Consider the following 24,204-nt stretch of genomic DNA (forward strand, 5'->3'; position numbering starts at 1 on the left):
CTAAAGATTATTCATCATTTCGCTAAGTCTCTGATTAACTCAGCAGTGCTGGGTCGTTTTGCATAGCCTAGTCTAAACTCCAGTTGAATAGCTTGACGGCAAAACTCAGGAGGATCGTCTTTAGCTTTTACCTCTTGCTTCATTTCCTTGGTGACACGAAAATTCAATTGTTCGGTTAATTCCTTGCTTGGTTGGTTTCCAAAATTTTCAGGTTTACCCTTAGCTTTAGCCATTTATATAGAAACGTAAATATAGCTTTAAGTCGATGTTAACAACGGAATAGAGTTTTGTATTGGTGGCGATCGTGTCTTGTAAATTAGTTCACCACCGATTCCCACTTTTACAAGAGGTAACTCTATTTTATGTTTACACGCACAGAATTAGAAGTTAAAAGCTTGAGAGCATTACGCGATTACACCATTAGAGATACTGGGAATGCTTTAAATGATGAATTAACCACCGGACAAAACCCATACAAAAAATAATAGAGTACAAACCGTGAAAGGTTCATACTCCATTGCAGGGGAAAGAGCAGTACATAAGCCGGGTTCTGTTCTCTTGCGAGGGCAGTTATCTATCTGGGATGCTTGTTACCAAACGCCTCTAGCGGCTCTCATTGAGCGGAACTGGGAAAAGACCAACCGTAGTTCCTATCGCCTTGCTCCCAACCGGGGTTTACCGAGCCAGCACCTCTCGATACTGCTGGTGCGCTCTTACCGCACCTTTGCACCCTTACCAAGTTGGGTATTGGGGATTAGGGATTGGGGATTAGGAAAATTTTTCCCAGTCCCCAGTCCCTAATCCCCAGTCCCTAGTCTTGGCGGTATCTTTCTGTGGCACTATCCTCACGATCGCTCGCACTGGACGTTATCCAGCAAGTTTGGTCTTTCGGGAGCCCGGACTTTCCTCAAACCAGTGACTATGACTGATCTGCAACCGCCTGCGTCTACTCTCTCCTTAGATCCAGTGTAATCTTGGATGGCATAGTCTGTCTGGTTGCTATTGCTTTTTTTTATTCCACGGTAAGGCGTAAGTCCAAGGTAGTTTCCTGACCGTGAAAGGACAATTGATAATACTAATGGAGGGAAAATCACGACCTGGGGCTAAACCTAAACGCACTTCAGATATCCTTAGCACCAGTTGTAGGGAAAAGTCTAACTCCTTTTTTCTGTTAATAAAGTCGTTGTACAATTTTTTTTGCCCTTTTTGCAGTCCGTTGATATCAATTAGTGGTTTTTTCGCTAAATAGGTTCCAGCTACTTGATCCCGCTCGAATACATCTTCTGCTGTCACCGTTTCCGAAAGTGTTTTCTTGGGAGCAATCAGGCTAGGACTTTGGGGTACTGCTAAGTCGCGGGTTAAGTCTGGTGATTTCCGAATCACGCGGCGCGATTGTTTGCTATGTTCAACTACTAAAGAACTGTTGTCCCAGTCAACGTATACAGCAACATTATCAGATTTATTTTCAACGCTAATTCCTAAATCTTTCAAATCGTCAATTGGGTATGAGGATTTGAGTTTAAAGGAAATCCCAATTTTATCGTCGAGATTTTGTTCTTTGAGTTGCTCGTCAACGATTCCTTTTTTAAACTCGAACTTAACTTGATCGTCAATTGATTCAACCATGCGGTTAAAAACATAAGAAACACCGATAATATAAACAGTCAAAACTATTAAATTCTGGTCACTACTCCTCATAAATTAGAATATTAACTCCGATATTAATGAATGTATATTTGATTCGTCATCCATCTGCAATTATTAATTACGCTTAATTGTTACAGAATTTTGCAGCCAACCCCGTTGCCAAAAGAAGAATAGCAAACTAGCTGCGATCGCAGCCATCACTGCCAAGCAAATTGGATAGCCCCAATAAAAATTCAATTCCGGCATATTATATGGTGATTTTTCAGTATTGAAATTCATACCATATATTCCCGCCACAAAAGTCAGTGGAATAAAAATTGTTGAAACTATCGTTAGTACCTTCATGATTTCATTCATTTTATTACTCACTGCCGAAAGGTACACATCCATTAATCCAGATGCTAGTTCTCGATAAGTTTCTACCATGTCCATCACTTGCACTGTATGGTCATAACAATCTCGCAAGTAGATTCGCACTTCTTCACCAATCAATTCACTGCCATCTCGAATCAAAGAATTAATTGCATCTCGCTGGGGCCAGATAGCCCGACGTAGTTGCAGTAATTCTCGCCTAATTTGATAAATATTTTGTAGTGTTTGCGGGGTAGGTCTGACTATTACCTCCTCTTCCAACTCTTCGATTCGCTCTCCATAAAGCTCTAAAACTGGGAAAAAACCATCAATAATTGCATCTAACACGGCATAAGCTAAATAATCGGCTCCTTGTTTGCGAATGATCCCTTTGCTTTTTTCAATTCGCGATCGCACTCCTTCAAAACAATCATGTTCTGGTTCTTCTTGGACTGTCAGCAAATAATTTTTCCCTAATATCAAACTCACTTGTTCGCTGTAAAAACCACATGTTCTTTCTTTTGCTACTACCATGCGGGCAATGAATAGCAATTGGTCTTCATAATCCTCTGTTTTAGGACGCTCCGGCACATTGACTATATCTTCTAAAACTAGAGGATGTAACTCAAAAACTTTACCCAATCGTTGTAATATATCTTGACTACCTAAACCTTGTACATCTACCCAAGAAATGGATTCGCTATCAATATATGGAACACACTCCTCTGGAGTTGCTATTTGTTCGCGGATGAAATTGGTTTGGTTATAGTCAATCAAGAAAATTATCGGTAGTGGAGCATCTGCATCAATAAAAATGGTTCCAGGTATAGTCCCTGGTTGGTGATGAAACTCATCTTCGTATGGCTTATTTAGTATTTTGGAAAGACGACGCAGTTTTCGTGCCATGCAATATTACCTATTAGTCATTAGTCATTAGTCATTAGTCATTAGTCATTAGGAAAAATAATTGAATAGTGACTAATAACCATTTCCACGTAATTTTACAAACTTTAATACAAAATAAGTGGATAATTTGGTTATCGTCCAGATTTAATCTGAAGAATCTCAATTACGAATTACGAATTACGAATTGGTATAACATATCGGCTCTGAATCAGCAATGCTATAAAAAAACAGTTTGCCTTGGCAAGACAAACTGCTGAAAACATATTTATCTGGGTGAGCAGAAGTTAGAACATGCCCATGCCGCCCATACCGCCCATGCCACCCATGCCGCCCATGCCACCCATGCCGCCCATATCAGGGGCAGCAGCAGCAGATTTTTTCTCTGGTTTTTCAACAACGATCGCTTCGGTGGTTAAGACCAAACCAGCAATGGAACCAGCATTTTGCAAAGCTGAACGCACGACTTTGGCAGGGTCGATAATACCAGCCGCGATCAAGTCTTCAAATTCGCCAGTAGCAGCGTTGTAGCCAATGTTGAATTCGCTCTCTCGGACTTTAGAGACGATCACAGAACCTTCAGCACCTGCATTATCTGCTATCTGACGCAAGGGGGCTTCTAGCGCTCGTCCAACAATATCAGCCCCAATTCTTTCTTCGTCATTTTCTAAGGTCTTTTTAATCGCTTCTACCGCCTTGGCTAAGTGAATTAAAGTCGTTCCACCACCAGGAACAATACCTTCTTCCACCGCAGCTTTAGTGGCGTTCAGTGCGTCTTCAATCCGCAGTTTGCGGTCTTTTAGTTCGGTTTCGGTTGCCGCACCGACTTTAATCACTGCCACGCCACCAGCAAGCTTGGCGATGCGTTCTTGCAGTTTTTCTTGATCGTATTCAGAATCGGTTTCTTCCAACTGCCTGCGAATTTGACCAATCCGCTTTTGTACCTCTGGCTTGGTGACACTACCAGCTACAATGGTGGTGCTTTCTTTGTCAATGGTGATTTTGCGGGCAGTTCCCAATGCTTCTAGAGCAGCAGTATCCAAACTTAAGCCGATTTCTTCAGAAATTAATTGCCCATCTGTGAGAATAGCAATATCTTCTAACAGAGCTTTGCGGCGATCGCCAAACCCAGGCGCTTTAATGGCAGCCACTGCCAATACACCCCGCGCTTTGTTCACTACCAAAGTTGCCAAAGCATCACCTTCGACATCTTCAGCAATAATTAACAAGGGCTGACCAGAACGGGCGACTTTTTCCAAGATTGGCACTAAATCTTGAATGCTGCTGATTTTTTTATCTGTCACCAAGATCCGCGCGTTTTCAAATTCTACGATTTGCCGCTCGTTGTTGGTGACGAAGTAGGGTGAAATATAACCCCTGTCAATCTGCATCCCCTCAACTACTTCTAGTTCAGTGGTGAGAGATTTAGATTCTTCAACGGTAATGACACCATCTTTGGTGACTTTTTCCATTGCTTGGGCTAACATTTGGCCAACTTCTTCATCGTTACCAGCAGAGACAGTGGCAACTTGGGCGATCGCACTTCCTTCTACTGGCTTGGCTATCTTGGCAATTTCTTTTACTAGTGCCTCAATAGTTTTGTCGATCCCGCGTCTCAAGCTAACTGGGTTACTACCCGCCGCGACGTTCTTCAAACCTTCCCGAATCAAGGCTTGTGCCAAAACGGTAGCGGTGGTTGTACCATCTCCAGCGACATCTTTAGTTTTTGAGGCTACTTCCTGGATGAGTCTTGCACCAGTATTTTCTAAAGGATCTTCTAATTCAATTTCCTTGGCAACAGTGATACCATCGTTGACAATTTGAGGTGCGCCAAATTTTTTCTCTAAAAGCACATTACGACCTTTAGGCCCCAAGGTGATTTTTACGGCATCAGCAAGGGCGTTAACACCCCTTTCTAGAGCTCGCCGAGATTCCTCATTAAATGCAATAATTTTCGCCATGTTTTATTTCTCCAGCGCTTCCATTAGACAATTTAGCACTCACAGAGCAAGAGTGCTAATCTCTCAAGCGGCTCAAGTTACAAATGGAAATAAAAAAAATTGATTAATATACAGGTGATGCTCATATTAGATACTGGCAGTAATGCTTGAATTGGGAGATGAATCTAGACAACTCCCTTAAATTGCTTGGTATTGCCGATCCTAGCGGCACCGGCTGGTTGGCAGTAGTATTTACGTTTCTCTTCGCTTGGCTTGTAACGTGGCGTTTAATTCCCACAGTCCGCAAATTTGCCTTGCGAGTAGGTTGGGCTGACCAACCCAACGCCCGCCGACTGAATCGAGAACCTTTACCAAATGCAGGGGGGCTGGCTATCTACGCGGGTGTAATTGCTGCGTTGGTATTAGCTAGCCTTTTACGACCGATCGAACTCCAAAACGTATTGGCTCAGGTGCTCACTATTCTGTTGGGGGGTTCGATATTAGTCCTTGTGGGCTTTATCGACGATCAGTTCGGCTTACCGCCCTCTGTGCGATTGTGGGCGCAAATTGTCACAGCACTGTTGCTGGTTGCTAATGGTATCAGTGTCAAAGTTATGTTTGGCACTCCCATCGACTCACTTCTGTCTATGTCGCTGACAGTGTTGTGGGTAGTAGGGATTACCAACGCCATCAACTTGATGGATGGTATGGATGGTTTGGCAGGAGGAATCAGCTTTATTACCGCCATGAGTTTGTTGGGCGTTGCAGCCCAATTTAACAATCGTGCGGCGGCAATTTTGGTACTCGCAGCCTTGGGAGGTGCTGCATTAGGCTTTTTGCGCCATAACTTCCATCCATCACGAATTATTATGGGTGATGCCGGAGCGTACTTTCTTGGCTATGTGCTGGCAGCAACTAGTATTTTAGGCAAACTGCAACAAAACACAGTTTATGCGCTAATTCCTACGGTTTTATTTCTGTTGTTACCAGTGCTGGACACCACGCAAGTATTTGTGCGGCGGCTACTAGCAGGAAATAACCCTCTTAGTACTCCTGGCAAAGACCATCTGCACCACCGCTTACTTGCTTGGGGACTCTCCCAGCGCCATGCTGCGTTCACGCTTTGGTCAATTACCTTATTTTTCAACTTGTTGGCAATGAGAATACAAGGCATGAGTTTTGCTGTGATGATGACTACCGCCATTAGCATTATCCTTCTTTTGGGTTTTACTGTCTGGCAAAGGATACGCCAACAGCCTTAGTTGCTTGTGGGGCGGGCATTGCAATGCTAGCCCTACTATGGTTTTTTCTGTGTGTGGTGCATATATACTTCGACTGAATTTTAGATTTTAGATTTTAAATTTTGGATTTTGGTGAAGCAGCACTCCAAAAATAAATTATCCAAAATTATTTGTATATAAATAGGGGCGCACAACTAGCTGTGCGCCCCTATTTATGTAAAATCTCAAATTATTTATTGACTGCTTAAACTATTTACGCCATTACCATGCCGCCATCGACATTAAAAACTTGTCCGGTGATGTAGTTGGCGGCGGCATCGGCGGCGAGGAAGCGCACCATACCAGCGACTTCTTCGGGTTGACCGAAGCGACCGAGAGGGATATATTTCAGAATATCTTCGGGGTTCTTAAGATCGCTAGTCATATCGGTGGCGATAAATCCAGGGGCGACGGCGTTAACGGTGATGCCGCGAGTAGCCAGTTCTTTGGCAACGCTTTTGGTGAAGCCGATGACTCCTGCTTTGGCGGCGCTGTAGTTGGATTGCCCTGGGTTGCCCATTTGCCCAGCAACCGAGGTAATGTTAATAATTCGTCCCGATCGCTGTTTGAGCATAATTTTACTGGCGGCGCGTGTACATAAGAAAACACCCGTTAGATTAAGGTCTATCACAGCTTGCCAATCTTCTGGCTTCAAACGCAAAAGTAGTGTGTCGCGGGTAATTCCTGCATTATTAACTAAAATATCCACACGCTTAAACTTTTCCATGACGGTGTTAACTAGTATGTCTACTTGATCGCTTTTAGAAACATCTGCTTGAATAGCGATCGCTTCCCCTCCTGCTGCTGTAATTTCCGTAACAACTGCCTCGGCTGCTGCACTCGAATTGGCATAATTAACAACTGCGATCGCTCCCTGTGTGGCTAATTCAATTGCGATCGCTCTCCCAATTCCCCGTGAAGCACCTGTGACAATTGCAACTTTATCTTTTAATAGTGTCATTTAATCTCCCTCGATCTTAGAAATACCGCGCTAATTATCTTATGGCGATTTAGGGAACATTTAACAATTCAAAATTCAAAATTCAAAATTCAAAATTCAAAATTAAAGACATTTTCAGACGTTCGCGTAGCGTCTCCCCTTCTCCCAAAGGGAGAGGCTAGCGCCAAGGGAGAAGAGGAGCAACTCCGGGAGATTTCAACCCCGACTGAAACTGGGACTACCTTTATGGTTGGGGTCTTAAACCCTTTTATTTTCTCTAAATAAAATAATATGTGTATTTTATTAGAATTATTTAATATTCTTGATCTATATTAACTAATGTAATCTTTTACCAAGAAAAACCCATGTTCCTATAGCGATTTTATTTTATAAGAATTACCATTGAAAGAAATAATTAAAAATCGGTGTGTGTCACATGGCAACTAAAAAACAATTTAACAGCTTTGAAGAGATGTTGTCTGATTCTGATGTACCTGTATTAGTGGATTTTTATGCTGAATGGTGTGGCCCATGTCAGATGATGGTGCCAATTTTAGAGCAAGTAAATGCCCAACTTAAGGATCGCCTGCGGATTGTCAAAATTGACACAGACAAATACACAGAATTGGCTGGTAAGTATCAAATTTCTGCTCTCCCAACTCTAGTACTTTTTAAGCAGGGTCAGCCTGTGGAGCGAATAGAGGGTGTAAGACAAGCAGCAGATTTGGTACAACATCTAACAACAATTATTTAAGTACCACAAGATTTACGTAACTGGCACAATGCGATCGCCATTTCATAGTACATAAATATTGTTGACTAACATTTCAAAAGCTTTGTATTTGCAATAGAAATCGCATTAGCGAAGCAGTATTGTAATAAGGAGAAAATAAGTAGAGGCTATATTCACGTTAATTGCTAGTTAGTGTCCATGCTGTGCCATCGCTTGTGCCAATTACGTAAATCCTGACCACTACCTGCTGCTTAGTTAACTTTATTTGGGAAGAATATCTTTTATAAAGTAAATATTCATTTTTATCAACTTCAATCAATTCTGAAAAATTTATCCACAAAAAAGGTGACGTTAATTTATCTTTGAGGACTAGTCCTTTCAAGGTGGGTAAAATTTTTGGGCAATAATTCTTCTTTTCTCTGTGTTCTCTGCGTCTGGAGTGGTTTAATAAAATACTTTTAAACCGCAGAAGCAAAAGAGACGCAGAGGAGAAAGCAGAGGTTTTAAGAGTCACCTTGAAAGGGCTAGTCCTATAGACTGAAGACTACCTTGAAATGCTTATGAATAGTATATAGATGCGTTTGCCCTACCATAGACTCTTTACAGCCTTAAAGTTATGTGGTTAACATATATTTTGATACAGGTCTTGCCGCATTATTTACTAATAAGGTATTGATCTTCTAAAAAGAAATCGACAAAAAGTTAATAATTAGTTAACCTAATTTTATTTGTGAATTAAGGTTATTAGCTGACTTGACAAAAGAGGAACTTGTAGATTTTCTTAATGCGACTCTCCCAATATTAGCCTTAGCTCGACTTCATCCGAGTTTTTTTGTGGATTATCGTTCTCCACTCGAAATTCGCATTGCACCACATTTCTACAACACCTTAGATGAAGTTGAGGCGGTAATGCTAGAAATGCGATTTTTCAAAGAAAACTTAACATAAAAGCTTAAGCAAACATTAAATATATTTACTTGTATGTCTAGAGAAAGTAGTTTAGAAATTGAGATAGGTATATTGTATAGATATAAAAAAAATATCTTGACAAAGAAAACAATATATGAGTCTTAAACGGGAAATACCTGAAAAAGCCTATATTTGGATGAATATTGATTTTGATAAGGTTAAACATAGAATCAATGCGGTGACTTGCCAGATGGAGCTGGTGATACAAAAGCACCAACCATCAAATCAAACTGGTAACTCAGACAAAAGAAACAATTAGCAGCGCTTGCGTCAATTCTAATATCAAGCCCCAACTATAGCAATCCGATTTGATTTCTGAATCACTCGTAGAGGTAAGGGACTGGGGACTGGGGACTGGAAAGAAGGAATAAAGGTGTACTGAGTTTTGTTCAAAAATCAAATATGAGTCCTATAGATATTTTCTAGGTAGGGCTTTTGTTATTATGCCTGGAGTCAAGATGTAAACGTCTGTCAAGCGCGATCGCAGTGGGAAATTTACCCGATTGTTAAAGCTGGTTCTTCACAGAAGTTAAACAGGGTTGACTCTGTTTCTGATTCATCTTCAAATACAGCAGAGATGTACCATTCACAGGGCGAATCATTCGTAGCTACAAATCGCTCTTAGTAGAGTTCATATTTCATTAACTGACAAGGTATAGTTCCGTTGTACACTGCAATCCGTTTGGATGATTTCAGCCCAATCGATTGAGACAGTTCCTTATTCCCACTCAGCACAAATGCAGTCCAGCCTTTGAAGCGTTGTTTCAAGACATCACCCAAAAGTTTGTAAAATTCCCCCAAATCACTATCTCGTCCCAGCCGTTCGCCATAAGGTGGATTGCACAATAAAATTCCACTATCTGCGGGGGCGACAACATCAGCAAGTTCCATTTGAGAAAACCAGATATGATTATCAACGCCGCAATTTTGAGCATTGTTAATCGCTTGCTCAATTACATTTTCATCGCGATCGCTTCCCCAAATAGGTGCGGGAAGGGTATCAAGTTGACTATCCTTAGCTTCTTGGAGCAGCTTTTCTAAAAGGGGCAGGTCAAAATCGAGCCAATTTTCAAATCCAAAGCAATCACGAAATAGCCCCGGTGCGATATTAAGTGCTTTTAAGCTAGCTTCCAAAGGTAAAGTCCCAGATCCACACAGAGGATCGTAGAACATCTGGTTTGGCTGCCAACCGGAAAGTTGAATGAGGGCAGAAGCCAGAGATTCCTTGAGAGGGGCTATTCCAACCGCAGGGCGATAGCCTCGGCGGTGCAGACTATTTCCAGAACTGTCGAGTTTGACGGTACAAAAGTCGCGTTCAATATGAACATTCACCCGCACATCTGGTTCATGAAGCTCTACATTTGAACGCTCACCCAGCTTTTCCTGCTGCTGATCAACGATCGCATTTTTGACCTGGAGAGATGTGAAGTGGCTGTGGTTGAGGTGTTTGTTTTTGCCCGTGACATTCACAGCCAGCGTCATATCTGGCGTTAAATAGTTTTGCCAATCAATGGTTTGGATGCCGCGATAGAGATCCTCCGCATCTTGGCAAGGAAACTCACGGATATTTACCAAGATTCGGAACGGCAGCCTAGCCCAGAGATTGACGCGATAAAGTAGAGTGCGATCGCCCTCAAAAGCTACACCACAAAATCCTGGCTCTACAGAATCGGCACCCAGTTGCTCTAACTCCTGAGCCGCCAGGGTTTCTAATCCGCGAGCAACTGTTGCAAAATAATTCATAATTCGTAATTCGTAATTCGTAATTAAAGGCTACTGAGACGCTCAGATCCCCGACTTCTTCAAGAAGTCGGGGATCTTTTTGTTTTTTAACTAAGATTAATCTAGAAATTTCTAAAATCAATCATTGTCTGACGATAAGCATCTGGCAAACCTGTATCAAAACAGTTACCTTTAACAATATATCCTGTCATTCCCTCTTCTTGACGCAATTTTTCTAGACAGGATGTTAACTGAAATTCACCTCCTTCTCGGAAATTTTGGTTGATGTGTTCTCCTAGAAAGTCAAAAATTTTCGGCGTAAGTAAATACAAACCAAATATACCTAAAAACTCATTTTCTGTCATTCCCTCTACACGCAAATGCTGTTTTGCATACTCAATGGTCGGTTTTTCATAGAGTTGTGTAACTGACAAAATCGAGTTTATGTCTTGCCAAACTCCTGTTACACAACCAGCTTTATGAATAATTTCTTCTGGCATTGTAGTTAAACCCACAACACTTTTATTATCTTGTTTATAAATATCTAAAACTTGACCCACACAAGATTTTGCAATATCAGATGCATAAATATGATCGCCCAACATTAGCAAAAAAGGCTCATCTTGTACCCAATCCTTGGCACAAAATACCGCATGACCATAACCTAATTGTTCCTCTTGCAATAAGATAGTAACTTTGCTGCCTAAATCTTCGAGATATCGGCTATATTCTTTATTCTGTGGTGAAAGTTTATCAAAAAGCTCTTTTTTAGGTGGATTTTTCAATAAATCTGCAAATACTTCTCGATCGTCCGGTTGTACCACAATCCCAACTTCTGCAATTCCAGCATTAATTGCCTCTTCAAGAATTGCGAGAATGACAGGTTTTGCCCTACCATCTCGATCAATAATCGGGAAAAGTTCTTTTTTCAATACCTTAGTAGCTGGAAACAACCGAGTTCCAAAACCAGCTACCGGAATCACAGCCTTTCTAACTTTATCTTTTTCCATAAATCCCCTCTCCCCTCCTTCCTCTGTGCCGCGCCAGTTGCTACAACGGGGGAAACCCCCGCAACGCACTGGCAACTCTATTGCCTCTGCGGTTCGTCACCCCAACTTCTCAAACAACTCCGCCAACACCACATTAGAAAACAAAAACCCTTGGGGATCAATCAAACGCAACCTTCCCCCTGCAACTTCCGCCCAACCTTTATCAAAATACCTTTGCAAACACCTGCAAATCTCTTCCACCTTTTCTTCGCCAAACGTCTCCACCAACACCGCCAAACTCAAACCCTCCGCCAAACGCAACCCCAACATCAACGTTTCTAACAATACTTCCTTTGGAGGAGTTACATCGCAATCAATCACACCGCCAGCTTCCACCCATTGGTAATACTCCCTAGTCTTGCGCGGACGAGTGAAGCGTTTCCCGTCAAGATAACTCGCTGCACCCATCCCAAAGCCATAGTAAGGGCGGTTTTCCCAATACACTCGATTATGCTTACATTGATGACCAGGTTGAGCATAATTGGAAATCTCATAATGCTCATAACCTGCACCAGTCAAAACCTGTTGCCCCATTTGGTACATTTTGACTGTGGCTTCATCCGTAGGCATTGGAGTATCACCAGGTTTGTAGTAACGACCAAAGGCTGTACCTGGCTCGATGGTAAGATCGTAGATAGAAATATGAGTGGGTAAAAGTGCCATTGCTTTTGTTAGAGAATCTTGCCATTGATCCAAAGACTGATGCGGCAACCCAGAAATTAAGTCTAAGCTAAATTCGGGAATGTCAACTTGGTGGATTAATTCCACAGCTGCAAAAATATCTTCAGCTGAGTGCGATCGCCCCGCCCTCTGCAATAATTCCTCTTGAAAGGCTTGTACGCCCAAACTTACCCTGTTCACGCCTGCACTGCGATAACCTGCTATATGCGCTAAATCAAAGGTAGCTGGATCAATCTCCATAGAAATCTCTGCACCAGTTGCAATACCAAAATGCTTCTCCAATTCTCCCACTATCCGTTGTAGCTGTTCCGTTGATAGCAGCGAAGGAGTACCACCACCGAAGAAAATTGTCTTTAGGGGTTGGACAAAGGCTGGTGTAATGGCAATTTCTTGACATAGCACCTCAACATATTGGGAGATAGTACCAGATGTTTCGCCTCGCAAGCGATCGCCCACAACAGACACCGGGAAATCACAATAAAAGCACCGCCGCCTGCAAAAGGGAATATGCACGTAAGCAGAACTCGCAATTCCAGAAACACTAAATTTTTGACTCATTTTGAGAAAAGTTTGAAGTTAAGCCAACTGCGAATTAGAGACAATGAAAATGAGTAGTTTATTTACAAACTTTTGTCGTTTTACAAAGAAACAATGAAAAATATTAAGATAAAAGCCTTTAGTTATAATAATTGCAGATATTGTCAGCCTAAACCCTTAGTGTAAGTCAATATTGATGAGTTTATCTTACCGATGAAATAAAAAATACTTAACTTTATCGGTGAACACAGTTGCAGGAGAACAAAATAACCATGCTTGACGCAATTATCATTTTCTCATTTATCCTCGCAGCTTCGGGAATCGGATTCTACAGCATTGAACTGCTACCTAATGGCACGTTAGATCAGGTAACAAATCTTGAAGCTTTGCGCTTAGTTGTTGCCGTCTTTGCCGCTATTATTGGTGGTGCGATCGGGCTGAGTTTCCAGACAACATATCGTCGCCTAGAATCGCAAGTCAAAGAAATGCCTCTGGAAGTGATTTTAACTCGTGCCATTGGCTTAGTAATTGGGTTATTGCTAGCTAACCTCATGCTAGCCCCATTATTCTTACTACCTATCCCGGCGGATTTTGGATTTATCAAGCCACTGGTGGCAGTTGTCGGTAGTATTATCCTCTCCGTCACTGGTATGAACTTGGCAGATACCCACGGGCGGGGCTTATTACGGTTCATTAATCCCAACACTGTGGAATCGATGGTTGTGGAAGGAACGCTAAAACCAGCTAATACCAAAGTTTTAGACACCAGTTGCATTATCGATGGTCGCATTGAAGCGCTACTAGAAACAGGGTTTTTAGAGGGACAAATTCTCGTACCGCAGTTTGTCTTGCAAGAACTCCAACAAGTAGCCGATGCTAGTAAAGACCAAAAGCGGGTGCGGGGAAGGCGAGGACTAGAAATTCTCAACCGCATTAAGGAAGATTATCCCGATCGCATTTTGATTAATGCAGTTGACTACGAAGATATTCCCACAGTGGATGCCAAGTTAGTGCGTTTTGCCCAAGAAATTAGCGGTACATTGCTAACCAACGACTACAACTTATCTAAAGTCGCTAGCGTTCAGAAAGTACCTGTTTTGAATGTAAATGATTTAGTGAACGCCGTCCGTCCTAGTTATTTACCTGGCGACAACCTTGATTTAAAAATTCTTAAGGAAGGCAAAGAACCTAGTCAAGGTATTGGCTACTTAGATGATGGCACAATGGTAGTTGTTGAAGAAGGCAGCAGTTATGTAGGTGGTGAAATACGAGTAGTAGTCACCAGTGCTTTGCAAACCACCGCAGGAAGAATGATTTTTGCCAAGCCCCAAGCATCAGCATTGGCGTGAGGGAAACGTCCGGTGCAATGAAATATAAATTGTGCAATCGGTGCAGTCAACCTGCACCGATTATTTATTTGGAATCATCAGACTCAGTTACCTTCAAATACTGTAACTGGTCAATAGATAACCCTGTCAATGTTGCTATCTGTTCTAATGGCATACCAGTCTTAAAAAGGTTGATTGCCACTTCAAGTAAAGCTTCAGCTTTGCCTTCTTCTAAAATATCTTGATAAATTACTGACTCGCGCATAATATCTGACCTCAAGACTCGTCTAATAACCTCTTTGTCCAATACTAAACCAGCTAAAATCGCTGTGGAAGCAGCAATATTACTTTGATTTCTTGATTCTGTCATATTATTAATCTGGCGTGCAACTTGGTTAAGCACGACTTCTCGATCAATTGTACTACTCAAAACCGCAAAGGGTAACAGTCAAGGTGTTCTCATAAATACTTCGGTTGGTTGTTCCCAAAGTCTGACAACTCCAAATTCATGGCGTGTCCCGGCAATTGTAAATGTATTTTGTTGTACCAAATCTGAATTTGTCTGCTTGAGATAAATTACAACTTGATGCATTGTTTTGTCTGGAAAACGGCGATACACTCGCAATCGATAGTCAATCATCCGAAAAGGAATTTCCGCATCGGGTTGGGTTTGAAATTCCAGATGTAAGATGTTTTGCTCCGACTGTAGCAGAATTAGAGCATCAGCACGAATTGATTCGAGAGATAATTCTTTTGAGCTTAGTTCGGTTAAAGTGATGGGTTCGCCTAATAACCAAGTAGCGAAGTCACTGGAGAAATTTTCAGCTAAAAATTTGCAGATATTGTCAAAATTCATAAGTATTTTTCCATAACATAGTTTTTCAACCAAACTCCCTGCCGTTCCACTTGCTGTTCCCTAACTACGCTAAACCCCTTGGTTTCAAAAAATGTCTTTGCAGTAATACTTACTTCTGCATAAAGTCGTTTAATTCCTTGCAATTTTGCAGTATTTTCTATATAACTTAAGAGTTTTGAGCCAATACCTTGTCTTTGGTATTTGCTATGGCAATAAAAACAATCAATGTGACCATCTGCTTCTAATTCTCCAAACCCAACTATTTCACCATTCTTTTCAGCGATGTAGGGAAGCTTGGCTTGTAATCTTTTGTGCCAAACTTCATAATCAATATTTTTTGGTACCCAAGCATCGACTTGTTCTTGAGTATAATCACAAATATTTATTTCATGAATTGTATCGTAAAATAATTTCATGATTTCTTTGGTATCAGATAGTTTATATCCTCTGATAATCATATTGAACCTTAATTTTCATAAATTTCTAATGGTAAATTATCTGGATCTTTAAAAAAAGTAAATTTCTTACCTGTGATTTCGTCAATTCTGATATTTTCTGTTTCAACACCTTGCGAGTTTAAGTAAAAAACAGTTTCCTCAATATCATCGACTTTAAAAGCAAGATGTCTTAAACCACAAGCTTCTGGAGTACTAAATCGTTGTGGAGGAGTAGGAAAAGAGAATAACTCTATTTGAGCATCTTCTCCCACTAGTAAATCTAATTTATAAGAATTTCTCTCGGCGCGAAAAGTCTCTTCAATAATCGAAAAACCTAAAGTTTCGACATAAAACCTTTTGGAGCGCTCGTAGTCAGAAAAAATAATAGCTATATGATGAATACCAGTGGTTTTCATTTGTACTTCTCAAGCTACTGATAATTTACCTCCAACAGTTTTACCAAAGTTTTGCTAGTTTTTGCAAGACAAGGGGTTTAGCAAAATGCTAATCTTAAAAATACAAACCTTGATGCCACCAGCCTTAAAGACGCTGACTTACCATTACAAGAAGCACAGCAGAGTTTTGAACGACAAATTGCGATCTCTCAAGCCTTCAATGACCAATTTTAACTTGCGATTAGGCACTGATAATTGACCAAAATTCAGCAAATTTATTGCGATTACGTGCCATCTTATTCTCCCAATTTGAATTTAGATAATTTCAGAGATGCAACGCCATATAATCCAATAGATAAATGCTTCTATTTTTATTCCTGCAAAGCTCCTAATTTACGGATTCCCGGCCAAATCATGGCCGTAGCAATCACCACTACAATTGTGCCAATTCCGCCACCCACAACAGAAATCACTGGGCCAAATAAAGCTGCCGTCAAGCCTGATTCAAAGCCCCCTAATTCATTTGAGGCACTAATAAACACGCTATTAATAGCAGCAACCCGACCGCGTAAATGATCCGGTGTTCTGATTTGAACTAATGTATGGCGAATCACAACGCTAATACTATCTAGTGCGCCACCAAGGGTCAACATTAACATAGATAGCCAAAAGGAACGAGAAAGTCCAAAGATAATTGTGACAACGCCAAAGCCAACCACTGACCACAATAAGGCCGGGCCTGCTTTGCGTAAGGGTGGTAAATACGCCAGGGTAATGGCCATAGTCAAAGCCCCGATGGAATGGGCTGCTTGGAGATATCCCAATTCCACTGGCCCCACGTGTAAAATATCTTTGGCAAAAATGGGGAGAAGCGCGATGCCTACGGCGGGCTACGCCTACGCACCACCCAACAATACAGCAAACATATCTAATGTAATCGCTGCTAAAATCAACTGATTTGGCCAAACAAATTTAGCACCAGCAGCAAGCGCATTGAGTGAGATTGACTCAGTTGTACGGATAGCTTTTTGCTCTTTAATTGCCAGCGTTAAAAGAAAACACAGCAACGCGGCGATCGCAGCTAATATATAAACCCCTGTAGCATTTCCTAGTAGCGCAATGCCAAATCCCCCGAAGGCTGGGCCGATGACTGCGGCTAACTGAAAACTACTACTATTCCACGTGGCTGCATTGGTAAAAGCACTAACAGGTATCAATTGCCACATCAAGGCATCACTGGCTGGTTTGAGGAATGCCCTAGCGACACCTGTTAATACTAAGCAGGCGTAAATTAGAAAAACTGCACCTTTAGTATAAGAAAGTACTCCTAAAGCTAGCGAACAGAGAGCTAGCAAGCTCACTGACATTAAGATCGTGATTTTGCGCTCGCGGCGATCGGCCACATGTCCTGTAATCAAGGTGAGAAGAATCATCGGCAAGACTTGCGCTAGCCCAACACCGCCTAAAGCGATCGCTGAGTTAGTCCGCTCATAGAGTTCCCAGCCGATAGCTACAGTTTGCATTTGCGATCCTACGAACAGCGCCAACCGTCCAATGGTAAATAGCCGATAGTCTCGAAACTTAAAGGCTGCAAAGGGATCGTGCTGTGCAACCTCAGAGTTAGGGGGATTTGAGTTCCGTTTGGTCGAAGACATTTTTTAGTAGAGTTAAGCCTTCTTCAATGTTAGAAATTTGTTCTTCTGAAAGACCTTTTAACAGGTCGGTAATATGAGCGCGAGTTTGATCTTGGGATTGCTTGAGATGGTGTTTTCCATCTTCAGTTAAATTGAGCAGCACCCGCCGCCGCTCTTGAGGATGAGCGCAGCGTTTCACAAAATCGCGTTGTACCAAGCGTTCTACGGTTGCTGATGCCGTGGCAGAGGTGACACCTAAATGCTCTGCTAGGTCAGATAATGAAGCGCCAGGATTGCGATTGATAAATGCTAGCGATCGCAACTGAGGTATAGATAAAAAAGCGGCACTATGGGCACGCATATCCGCTCGGATAAACCGCATCACTAATGGAACTGTATCCATTACTCTAGCGGCACATTCTTCGGAAGTTGCACCTTGATTAGGTTTATCCAAGGTCATGGGCTTGTTGTTCTCCTGATTACATGGCCACCCGTGGATAAACTTTTCCACCAAGGATGGCCAAAATGATTAATGTGAATAAGAGAATTGTACAATCCAGACCAAAGCCATAGATGCTAGTACCATTCAGCAGCATGGTGCTGCGTAAGCCGTCAACCAGATAAGTCAACGGATTTAAATGGGAAATGAACTTTAACCAACTGGGCATCAATGAAATCGGATAGATGGCATTGCTGGCAAAAAATAACGGCATGGTTAACAATTGTCCAATACCCGTCATCCTTTCTCGGCTTTTCACCAAACAGCCAATAATTAATGAAAAAATACAAAATGTTCCCGCTCCCAGTATGACTAGCAGCAGTACTTGGAGAATAGCTAGGGGATGAAGATTTAGCTTGACACCTAATAAAAATGCCAATCCGTAAATGAATACTACCTGAGATAAGCATCGCACCCCACACGCCAGGGCTTTGCCCAGCACCATCGCCACGCGAGGCGTAGGACTAGCTAAAAATTTATGGACAATGCCTAAATCTCGCTCCCAGATTAGCGTCATTCCACCACTAAAAATTGCCACAAACAAAATACTCTGAGCCAAAATACCAGCAGAAATAAAGTCCAAATAGGGTAAGTTCCCTGTAGGAATCGCGCGAGTTCGGGAGAAAACTTGCCCAAAAATTAGCAGCCATAAAGCTGGTTGCACAGCCCGAACTACTAAATCAGTGGGATCGTGGCGGAGTTTACGGATTTCTAATTCAGCGATCGCCAGAGTTTTTGTAACTAGCTCTTTGATTGCAGAGATCAAATTGACTCGGACAGTGGATGGTGCTTTAACCCAACCGTTGAGCAGTACGTCTGGTTCTTGCTGTGTCACGATAGTTCACTCCTGATGTTAACTGGTCGCCTGTATAGTGAATAAAGACATCATCCAAAGTTGCGTTTGGTTGATCTAAAGAAGCTTTTAAGTCGTTTGGTGTGCCTGTAATTACGACTTCACCTTGCTGCATAATCGCCACTCGGTTACATAAGCTATCTGCTTCTTCTAAAAAGTGGGTTGTTAAAAATATCGTTGTGCCGTAATCAGTACAGAGTTGTAGTACAAGTTGCCATACTTGAGTTCGAGCGATGGGATCTAGTCCGACAGTCGGCTCATCAAGAAACAGAATTTGGGGTTGATGCAGAACTGATATTCCAATTTCCAGCTTGCGGATCATCCCACCAGAGTAGTTTCGTACCAGGCGCTTCGCCGCATCTTGCAAACCCATATATTCTAAAATCTCATAAATGCGGCGATCGCGTCCTTTGGCTGGTATTCCATACAGCTTGGCGAAAATTAAGAGATTTTCGTACCCCGTGAGACTACCATCCGCAGACAGCGCCTGTGGTACATAACCGATAGCCCGTCTCACAGGATTAGGTTGACGAGCCACATCATAGCCAGCTAAGGTTGCTTTCCCTGCACTGATAGGTAGCAAGGTTGTCAACATTTTAATAACTGTACTTTTCCCTGCTCCATTGGGGCCAAGTAGGCCAAAGACTTCACCCTCTTCCACAGATATGCTCAGGTTATTAACAGCCGTTAACTTCCCAAAACGGCGCGTGAGTCCCTGAGTTTCCAAAATCAAGGGTTTTGGCTGGCTAGGAGGTTCTGACCGATTTATTTTTCCTGTCAGTATTGTCACAATTTTGATGTAAGTTTATTAATTAGTTAAACTAACTATTAGTGTCTCAATATACTTCTCTGAAGTCAATAGACTTGTTACAAAAATCTGAATCAGAGTCAAGTTAGGGACTTCCAAATAAAAAAATACTCAACTATTTATTGCGGGGTGGGCATCTTGCCCACCCCACAAGATTGGATAATTTATTTGTTGGAAGTCCCTTAACATGAGTTCGACGAACCTCTCCCTACCTTGAACTAAATTTCAAGTCTGTCCCTCTCCGACGGGCGAGAGGGACGGTTTTGCGTAGTCAAACCAGGGAGAGGTTTCAATATTTCCGCCAATTAGGTGATTACTAAATAACCCGTCGAACTCAGGTCAAGTTATATAAAAAATATTAAAATATTTAGATTAGTTTGTAGTGAGGGCTACTTTCCAAAAACACTTCGTGAACAGCCCTCATTACAATTAGTCATTTAATTCCATCAATTCTTTTGTTTTTAAATCAGCCGCTATAGGTAAAGAACATCCTTGAATTTGAGGAGAGATAGAGCAAATCGCATCTGTGGTTGTTTCAAAACAATTTGATAACCCAATTGTTTTTAACAATCCTGTTCGTTCTAATAGTTGTTGGACTTCGGGTTGTAAACCTGTGAGAATTAAGCGGCAATTGTGCCGTTCCAAATCGTGGTAAATATCCTCTAAAGCTACTAACCCAGTTGTGTCCATATTTGGTACAAAGCGTAACCGGAGAATTAAATACTTCACTTCCGGTTCATCGCGGAGAAAAGTAGCAAAGCGTTCAGCAGCACCAAAAAATACGGGGCCATCTACGCGATAAACGGCAATTTCTTTACCTAATTCTAGAGGAGTACCAGGGGGGAATACTTCGGTTTCAGGTACTTTTACTAGACTTAAATCGCTCATTCGTTTGATGAACAATGCTCCAGCTGCAATCAATCCCACTTCTACAGCGAGAACTAAATCAAATAAGATTGTCACTAGCCAGGTGAGAATCATCACTGCAAAGTCGGAATAGGTAGCACGCATCAATAAACCAATGGCTTCCCACTCAATCATCCGCACACTAACCACCATCAGAATGCCAGCAAGTGCTGCTAAAGGAATCTGTGCTGCTAAAGGTGCTAAGGTTAAAACGATAATGGCTAAAGCAACGCCATGAATTACCCCAGATAGCCGAGTTTTCCCGCCAGAACGGACATTGACAGCAGTCCGAGCGATCGCACCTGTTGCCGGGATACCACCAAAAAATGGGACAATAATATTTGCTAATCCTTGACCAATTAATTCGCGATCGCTATTGTGTTTTTCGCTCACTGTCATCCCATCAGCCACAACTGCCGACAGTAACGATTCAATACTTCCCAGTGCAGCCATTGCCAAAGCCGGATTAATCAGTTCTCGAATTACACTAAAATCATTCCAGTGGGGAATACCTTGGGGCATCGGTAAAGATTGCGGAATGCTGCCAATTGTCGGTACATCCAGATGAAAATAAGTTGCTATCCCCGTTGCCAATACCAACCCCACCAAAGAACCCGGTATTGTCGTATTAATCTTGGGCCATAAAATATTGGCTGCCATCACCACCATTGCCAACCCAACAGCATCCCAATTTAGAGCTTCTACATGAGTTAAACTTTGCCAAAGCCCCGGTAAAAAGTGTTCGCTACGTGGTAGTTGTAAACCAAAGAAATTATTTAATTGACCACAAAATATAATCACGGCAATACCATTGGTAAAGCCTGCCGTCACGGGATAGGGGATAAACTTCACTAGCTGTCCAAGTTTGGCAACCCCCAAGGCAATTTGGATAATCCCAGCCATCACCCCAGCAATCCAAACTTTCTCAAGGCCGTACTTGGCGACAATTCCCACCAAAACTACAGCCATTGCTCCTGTTGGCCCTGTAATCTGTACTGGGGAACCACCAAAAATTGCCGCGACAATTCCCGCCACAATAGCGGTATATAGTCCCGCTTTTGGTTCTACACCACTTGCTACCGCGAAGGCTAAAGCTAAGGGCAATGCCACCACTGCTGCTGTTAGCCCTCCCGTCAAATCGCCACGCAGTCCACTAAACCAGCGATTCAGGCGCATAAGCTGTGGTTCTTCGACGATATTAGAGATTGGCATATTCAGTTTCAACTCTTATACAAAATTTCTTGATGCACACTATGATATGCGGGCAATTAAGCATATACCAGTTGCTTCAAAGAAGGTGCGGGCAAAAGCTCCTTCATTATAGACATCTCCGAAAAAAGTCAAATTATGTGGATATAGCGGTTCCAATTCAGATGTGATACAAGATTATATTGCGAGGTGTAGGGGCACGGCAGTGCCGTGCCCTTACGGGTTGCCCTTACGGGTTGCCCTTACGGGTGTACCTCAAACGAGAACCGCTATGATGATACAGAAGCGGTAATTCAGCTGCGATCGCTCATCGTATTTCCACCATCCGCAATGCTGATTGCATTTATGTCATGGAACATGGGAAATTAGTAGAATCGGCAACCCATAAATAATTAGCTAGAGAAATCCGGGATTTATGTTCCTCTCTGGCGTGTACAATCAGGTTTAAGAGAATTTTAGCGTCTTCTTTCTGTCTCAATTACGAATTACGCTAGCGTAGCGTTAGCGAGTCCTAGAGCGTCATTACAAATTATTTATGTTTTTTGGCAATAATCAACCAGAATCGGGTGATAACAAGTGGCGTAGCCAGTTGGATAAATTTGTAAAAGCAAATCAGCAGGAATTGGCGGCGCTGTTTTGGGGATTGTGGTTAGCAAATGGTGAAAGTCAGGGTACTGTTGGTATTGATTTGCAACCAACGCCGCATTTCGTTTATTGTCCGAAAGAGCAGATAGAAAATTTAAATATTAAAGTTGAAAATCGACTTCAGGAAATTTTGGGAATTGTTGAAAATCATCAGCCGGAAGTGGAAGTTGTGATGATTGGCATTGGTAAGGGTGAAATTAAGTTAATTCAGTTTGTACCGGAACCAGCGCCACCTATTTGTTTTGAGCAAGTTTGTAAGGATGTAGATGGATTATTAGAACTTTTAGAACAGCGCATGAACGAAAGTTTTAATTGATGACAAAATCAAATAAATAATGAGCCATTTTTAATTTAGAACAAGGTGCAATTTCTACCTTATTTCCTTGACTATCTAAAAATATCGCTTGATTATTATCACTCCCAAAACCACTATTAGGTTGGTCTATAGGATTGGCAACAATTGCATCTAGTTTTTTATTCTGTAGTTTTTCTAATGCTGGCTTGACAATATCACCACTTTGTGCAGCAAAACCAATTAATATCTGATGCGGCTGTTTAAGTTTTGCTAATTGGGCGACTATATCCGGTACTGGTTCTAGGGGTAAAGCTTGGGGTAGCGATCGCTTGGGCAATTTCTCTGTACTATAATCTTTTGGCTTCACATCTGCCACGGCTGCTGACATGACAATTACATCAGCATTGGGTAAACATTCCATCATGGCGTGCTGCATTTGCTCGGCACTAATTACGGGAATTGCTTGCACTCCTAATGGTACATCCCAACTAGCTGGGCCATGTACTAAAGTGACATTTGCCCCTCGGTGAAGTGCGGCTTGCGCTAAAGCCAATCCCATTTTACCTGTAGAAGGATTACCAATAAACCTCACTGGGTCAAGAAACTCTCGCGTTCCCCCAGCACTAATTAAGACTCGTTTACCAGCTAAATCTCGTTTGCCTTGAGTGTGTAACAGCGATTGGATATGAGCCAAAATTTCTGGAGGTTCTGCTAATCTACCAGCACCGATGCGATCGCACGCTAATAAACCCGATCCTGTATTCATCCCATGATATCGGCTATCTATTAATAGCTGTTGCCAATTTCGCTGCACCGATAGCTGTTCCCACATATCCGTATTCATTGCCGGTGCTAGCAGCACGGGACAAGTAGAAGCCAGCACGGTATTTGTGAGTAAATTATCAGCCATTCCGTAGGCTAACTTGGCTAATGTATTAGCCGTCAAGGGAGCAATTACCATGACATCTGCCCATTCACCCAAATCAATATGCAACGGACGAGAGTGAGTTGGTTGCCAAAAATCATCATCTGTGTAGGCAGGATGACGAGATAGGGTTGCTATTGTCAGAGGTGTAATAAATTGTTGTGCCGAACGGGTGAGTATAACTCGAACTTCCACCCCAGTTTTAAACAGCGTCGAAACCAATTCACAAACTTTGTAGGCGGCGATACCGCCACCGACACCTATTAGAACCCTGTTCAACTTTGGATTAGTCATAGTAAAAAGTTAGGAGTAAGTAGTAATTTCAGAGTAAGTAATTACAAACATTAATTTCCAACTCTTGCACAGACGCGATTAATCGCGTCTCTACTCCTAACTCTTGTACAGACGCGATTAATCGCGTCTTTTAACTCTCAATTACGCTTCATCGTAAGGTTCCAAGTCTAAGAGATAGATATAGGGTTCAACTAACTCTGGACGCTGAAATGCGATCGCTCGCAATAGATGCCAATCATTTAAACCATCAAAAGCATTATTGTAATTATCCAGATCCAGACGTGCAGCCAGTTCTTCTACTTCTGCCGCAGTAATGGCAGCAATTTCTTTTCTGGAAATGCTTAGAGTTGTCATAATGCTAGCCCCTC

24 protein-coding genes, 1 other RNA gene and 2 pseudogenes are annotated in these 24,204 nt (G+C 42.1%); 7 read left to right on the top strand and 20 right to left on the bottom strand.

The features are described from left to right. Positions 1–14: 14 nt before the first annotated feature. Positions 15–233 (bottom strand): hypothetical protein, encoded by a 219-nt coding sequence (locus V7K38_RS15115; RefSeq protein WP_334858930.1) that lies wholly within the window; start codon positions 231–233, stop codon positions 15–17. 129 nt (positions 234–362) lie between these two features. Between V7K38_RS15115 and V7K38_RS15120 the strand changes: the two genes are divergently transcribed. Next, positions 363–485, top strand: coding sequence for a hypothetical protein (locus V7K38_RS15120; protein ID WP_334858932.1), 123 nt, complete (start codon positions 363–365; stop codon positions 483–485). A 39-nt stretch (positions 486–524) separates the two neighbouring features. Here the strand turns inward: V7K38_RS15120 and rnpB are convergent. The 4 genes from rnpB to groL form a co-directional block, all read right to left on the bottom strand. Beyond that, positions 525–953, bottom strand: an RNA gene (gene rnpB / locus V7K38_RS15125) — RNase P RNA component class A. Between the two features lie 46 nt (positions 954–999). Further along, on the bottom strand, positions 1,000–1,698 hold the full coding sequence (locus V7K38_RS15130; RefSeq protein WP_334858934.1) for a hypothetical protein: 699 nt from the start codon (positions 1,696–1,698) through the stop codon (positions 1,000–1,002). Between the two features lie 63 nt (positions 1,699–1,761). Further along, on the bottom strand, positions 1,762–2,904 hold the full coding sequence (gene corA, locus V7K38_RS15135) for a magnesium/cobalt transporter CorA (protein WP_334858935.1): 1,143 nt from the start codon (positions 2,902–2,904) through the stop codon (positions 1,762–1,764). 284 nt (positions 2,905–3,188) lie between these two features. Beyond that, positions 3,189–4,862: a chaperonin GroEL gene (groL, locus tag V7K38_RS15140; RefSeq protein ID WP_334858936.1), complete on the bottom strand. Its 1,674-nt coding sequence runs from the start codon at positions 4,860–4,862 to the stop codon at positions 3,189–3,191. A gap of 158 nt (positions 4,863–5,020) precedes the next feature. On the opposite strand from groL, the gene V7K38_RS15145 reads away from it, so the two are divergent. Further along, positions 5,021–6,103, top strand: coding sequence for an MraY family glycosyltransferase (locus tag V7K38_RS15145; RefSeq protein ID WP_334858937.1), 1,083 nt, complete (start codon positions 5,021–5,023; stop codon positions 6,101–6,103). A gap of 232 nt (positions 6,104–6,335) precedes the next feature. Here V7K38_RS15145 and fabG read toward each other — a convergent pair whose 3' ends face one another. Continuing rightward, positions 6,336–7,082 carry a 3-oxoacyl-[acyl-carrier-protein] reductase gene (gene fabG, locus V7K38_RS15150; protein ID WP_334858938.1) on the bottom strand — a complete coding sequence of 249 codons (747 nt, stop codon included), beginning with the start codon at positions 7,080–7,082 and terminating at the stop codon, positions 6,336–6,338. A 415-nt stretch (positions 7,083–7,497) separates the two neighbouring features. Between fabG and trxA the strand changes: the two genes are divergently transcribed. Further along, the gene (gene trxA / locus V7K38_RS15155) at positions 7,498–7,815 is read left to right on the top strand and encodes a thioredoxin (protein WP_334858939.1); all 318 of its coding nucleotides are present in this window, start codon (positions 7,498–7,500) and stop codon (positions 7,813–7,815) included. A 157-nt stretch (positions 7,816–7,972) separates the two neighbouring features. Here the strand turns inward: trxA and V7K38_RS15160 are convergent, their stop codons facing one another. Continuing rightward, positions 7,973–8,176, bottom strand: coding sequence for a hypothetical protein (locus V7K38_RS15160; RefSeq protein ID WP_334858940.1), 204 nt, complete (start codon positions 8,174–8,176; stop codon positions 7,973–7,975). Between the two features lie 371 nt (positions 8,177–8,547). Between V7K38_RS15160 and V7K38_RS15165 the strand changes: the two genes are divergently transcribed. Beyond that, positions 8,548–8,742, top strand: a complete 195-nt coding sequence (locus V7K38_RS15165) for a hypothetical protein (RefSeq protein WP_334858942.1) — start codon at positions 8,548–8,550, stop codon at positions 8,740–8,742. A 642-nt stretch (positions 8,743–9,384) separates the two neighbouring features. Here the strand turns inward: V7K38_RS15165 and V7K38_RS15170 are convergent. The 3 genes from V7K38_RS15170 to hemW form a co-directional block, all read right to left on the bottom strand. Continuing rightward, positions 9,385–10,506, bottom strand: a complete 1,122-nt coding sequence (locus V7K38_RS15170; RefSeq protein ID WP_334858943.1) for a THUMP domain-containing class I SAM-dependent RNA methyltransferase — start codon at positions 10,504–10,506, stop codon at positions 9,385–9,387. A 101-nt stretch (positions 10,507–10,607) separates the two neighbouring features. After that, positions 10,608–11,495 carry a UTP--glucose-1-phosphate uridylyltransferase gene (locus tag V7K38_RS15175; RefSeq protein ID WP_334858945.1) on the bottom strand — a complete coding sequence of 296 codons (888 nt, stop codon included), beginning with the start codon at positions 11,493–11,495 and terminating at the stop codon, positions 10,608–10,610. A gap of 96 nt (positions 11,496–11,591) precedes the next feature. After that, positions 11,592–12,773, bottom strand: a complete 1,182-nt coding sequence (hemW, locus tag V7K38_RS15180; RefSeq protein WP_334858946.1) for a radical SAM family heme chaperone HemW — start codon at positions 12,771–12,773, stop codon at positions 11,592–11,594. A gap of 251 nt (positions 12,774–13,024) precedes the next feature. On the opposite strand from hemW, the gene V7K38_RS15185 reads away from it, so the two are divergent. Beyond that, on the top strand, positions 13,025–14,101 hold the full coding sequence (locus V7K38_RS15185; RefSeq protein WP_334858948.1) for a PIN/TRAM domain-containing protein: 1,077 nt from the start codon (positions 13,025–13,027) through the stop codon (positions 14,099–14,101). A gap of 64 nt (positions 14,102–14,165) precedes the next feature. On the opposite strand, the pseudogene V7K38_RS15190 reads toward V7K38_RS15185, so the two are convergent. The 8 genes and pseudogenes from V7K38_RS15190 to V7K38_RS15225 all read right to left on the bottom strand — a co-directional run bounded on the left by V7K38_RS15190 (position 14,166) and on the right by V7K38_RS15225 (position 21,680). Then, positions 14,166–14,936: pseudogene (locus V7K38_RS15190) on the bottom strand (Rpn family recombination-promoting nuclease/putative transposase). After that, on the bottom strand, positions 14,933–15,394 hold the full coding sequence (locus tag V7K38_RS15195) for a GNAT family N-acetyltransferase (protein WP_334858950.1): 462 nt from the start codon (positions 15,392–15,394) through the stop codon (positions 14,933–14,935). The pseudogene V7K38_RS15190 and the gene V7K38_RS15195 overlap by 4 nt, the downstream one beginning before the upstream one ends. An 8-nt stretch (positions 15,395–15,402) precedes the next feature. Then, positions 15,403–15,789 carry an SMU1112c/YaeR family gloxylase I-like metalloprotein gene (gene gloA2 / locus V7K38_RS15200; protein ID WP_334858952.1) on the bottom strand — a complete coding sequence of 129 codons (387 nt, stop codon included), beginning with the start codon at positions 15,787–15,789 and terminating at the stop codon, positions 15,403–15,405. Positions 15,790–16,139: 350 nt separating this feature from the next. Continuing rightward, positions 16,140–17,423, bottom strand: a pseudogene (locus V7K38_RS15205) (MFS transporter). Beyond that, positions 17,389–17,862 (bottom strand): MarR family winged helix-turn-helix transcriptional regulator, encoded by a 474-nt coding sequence (locus tag V7K38_RS15210; RefSeq protein WP_334858954.1) that lies wholly within the window; start codon positions 17,860–17,862, stop codon positions 17,389–17,391. The pseudogene V7K38_RS15205 and the gene V7K38_RS15210 overlap by 35 nt, the downstream one beginning before the upstream one ends. A gap of 19 nt (positions 17,863–17,881) precedes the next feature. Next, positions 17,882–18,736 carry an ABC transporter permease gene (locus V7K38_RS15215; protein ID WP_334858956.1) on the bottom strand — a complete coding sequence of 285 codons (855 nt, stop codon included), beginning with the start codon at positions 18,734–18,736 and terminating at the stop codon, positions 17,882–17,884. Then, entirely contained in the window at positions 18,693–19,544 is an 852-nt protein-coding gene (locus V7K38_RS15220) for an ABC transporter ATP-binding protein (protein WP_334858958.1), read from the bottom strand. The genes V7K38_RS15215 and V7K38_RS15220 overlap by 44 nt, the downstream gene beginning before the upstream one ends. A gap of 447 nt (positions 19,545–19,991) precedes the next feature. Next, positions 19,992–21,680, bottom strand: a complete 1,689-nt coding sequence (locus V7K38_RS15225) for a SulP family inorganic anion transporter (protein ID WP_334858960.1) — start codon at positions 21,678–21,680, stop codon at positions 19,992–19,994. A gap of 207 nt (positions 21,681–21,887) precedes the next feature. Between V7K38_RS15225 and V7K38_RS15230 the strand changes: the two genes are divergently transcribed. After that, positions 21,888–22,046: a hypothetical protein gene (locus tag V7K38_RS15230; protein WP_334858962.1), complete on the top strand. Its 159-nt coding sequence runs from the start codon at positions 21,888–21,890 to the stop codon at positions 22,044–22,046. Positions 22,047–22,212: 166 nt separating this feature from the next. Then, positions 22,213–22,638 carry a beta-carboxysome assembly chaperone CcmS gene (gene ccmS, locus V7K38_RS15235; RefSeq protein ID WP_334858964.1) on the top strand — a complete coding sequence of 142 codons (426 nt, stop codon included), beginning with the start codon at positions 22,213–22,215 and terminating at the stop codon, positions 22,636–22,638. Here the strand turns inward: ccmS and coaBC are convergent. Further along, positions 22,631–23,836 (bottom strand): bifunctional phosphopantothenoylcysteine decarboxylase/phosphopantothenate--cysteine ligase CoaBC, encoded by a 1,206-nt coding sequence (gene coaBC / locus V7K38_RS15240; protein ID WP_334858966.1) that lies wholly within the window; start codon positions 23,834–23,836, stop codon positions 22,631–22,633. The genes ccmS and coaBC overlap by 8 nt on opposite strands. A 141-nt stretch (positions 23,837–23,977) precedes the next feature. Continuing rightward, on the bottom strand, positions 23,978–24,190 hold the full coding sequence (gene isiD / locus V7K38_RS15245) for a protein IsiD (protein WP_334858968.1): 213 nt from the start codon (positions 24,188–24,190) through the stop codon (positions 23,978–23,980). Positions 24,191–24,204: the final 14 nt, after the last annotated feature.

Origin of the sequence: Nostoc sp., assembly GCF_036917465.1 — a bacterium.
GTDB lineage: Bacteria > Cyanobacteriota > Cyanobacteriia > Cyanobacteriales > Nostocaceae > Nostoc.

Bases quoted from the DNA above. Each gene is read 5' to 3' on its own strand.
- V7K38_RS15115 (WP_334858930.1), bottom strand. From the start codon at position 233: ATGGCTAAAGCTAAGGGTAAACCTGAAAATTTTGGAAACCAACCAAGC.
- V7K38_RS15120 (WP_334858932.1), top strand. From the start codon at position 363: ATGTTTACACGCACAGAATTAGAAGTTAAAAGCTTGAGAGCATTACGC.
- V7K38_RS15130 (WP_334858934.1), bottom strand. From the start codon at position 1,698: ATGAGGAGTAGTGACCAGAATTTAATAGTTTTGACTGTTTATATTATC.
- corA (WP_334858935.1), bottom strand. From the start codon at position 2,904: ATGGCACGAAAACTGCGTCGTCTTTCCAAAATACTAAATAAGCCATAC.
- groL (WP_334858936.1), bottom strand. From the start codon at position 4,862: ATGGCGAAAATTATTGCATTTAATGAGGAATCTCGGCGAGCTCTAGAA.
- V7K38_RS15145 (WP_334858937.1), top strand. From the start codon at position 5,021: ATGAATCTAGACAACTCCCTTAAATTGCTTGGTATTGCCGATCCTAGC.
- fabG (WP_334858938.1), bottom strand. From the start codon at position 7,082: ATGACACTATTAAAAGATAAAGTTGCAATTGTCACAGGTGCTTCACGG.
- trxA (WP_334858939.1), top strand. From the start codon at position 7,498: ATGGCAACTAAAAAACAATTTAACAGCTTTGAAGAGATGTTGTCTGAT.
- V7K38_RS15170 (WP_334858943.1), bottom strand. From the start codon at position 10,506: ATGAATTATTTTGCAACAGTTGCTCGCGGATTAGAAACCCTGGCGGCT.
- V7K38_RS15175 (WP_334858945.1), bottom strand. From the start codon at position 11,495: ATGGAAAAAGATAAAGTTAGAAAGGCTGTGATTCCGGTAGCTGGTTTT.
- hemW (WP_334858946.1), bottom strand. From the start codon at position 12,773: ATGAGTCAAAAATTTAGTGTTTCTGGAATTGCGAGTTCTGCTTACGTG.
- V7K38_RS15185 (WP_334858948.1), top strand. From the start codon at position 13,025: ATGCTTGACGCAATTATCATTTTCTCATTTATCCTCGCAGCTTCGGGA.
- V7K38_RS15195 (WP_334858950.1), bottom strand. From the start codon at position 15,394: ATGATTATCAGAGGATATAAACTATCTGATACCAAAGAAATCATGAAA.
- gloA2 (WP_334858952.1), bottom strand. From the start codon at position 15,789: ATGAAAACCACTGGTATTCATCATATAGCTATTATTTTTTCTGACTAC.
- V7K38_RS15210 (WP_334858954.1), bottom strand. From the start codon at position 17,862: ATGACCTTGGATAAACCTAATCAAGGTGCAACTTCCGAAGAATGTGCC.
- V7K38_RS15225 (WP_334858960.1), bottom strand. From the start codon at position 21,680: ATGCCAATCTCTAATATCGTCGAAGAACCACAGCTTATGCGCCTGAAT.
- ccmS (WP_334858964.1), top strand. From the start codon at position 22,213: ATGTTTTTTGGCAATAATCAACCAGAATCGGGTGATAACAAGTGGCGT.
- coaBC (WP_334858966.1), bottom strand. From the start codon at position 23,836: ATGACTAATCCAAAGTTGAACAGGGTTCTAATAGGTGTCGGTGGCGGT.
- isiD (WP_334858968.1), bottom strand. From the start codon at position 24,190: ATGACAACTCTAAGCATTTCCAGAAAAGAAATTGCTGCCATTACTGCG.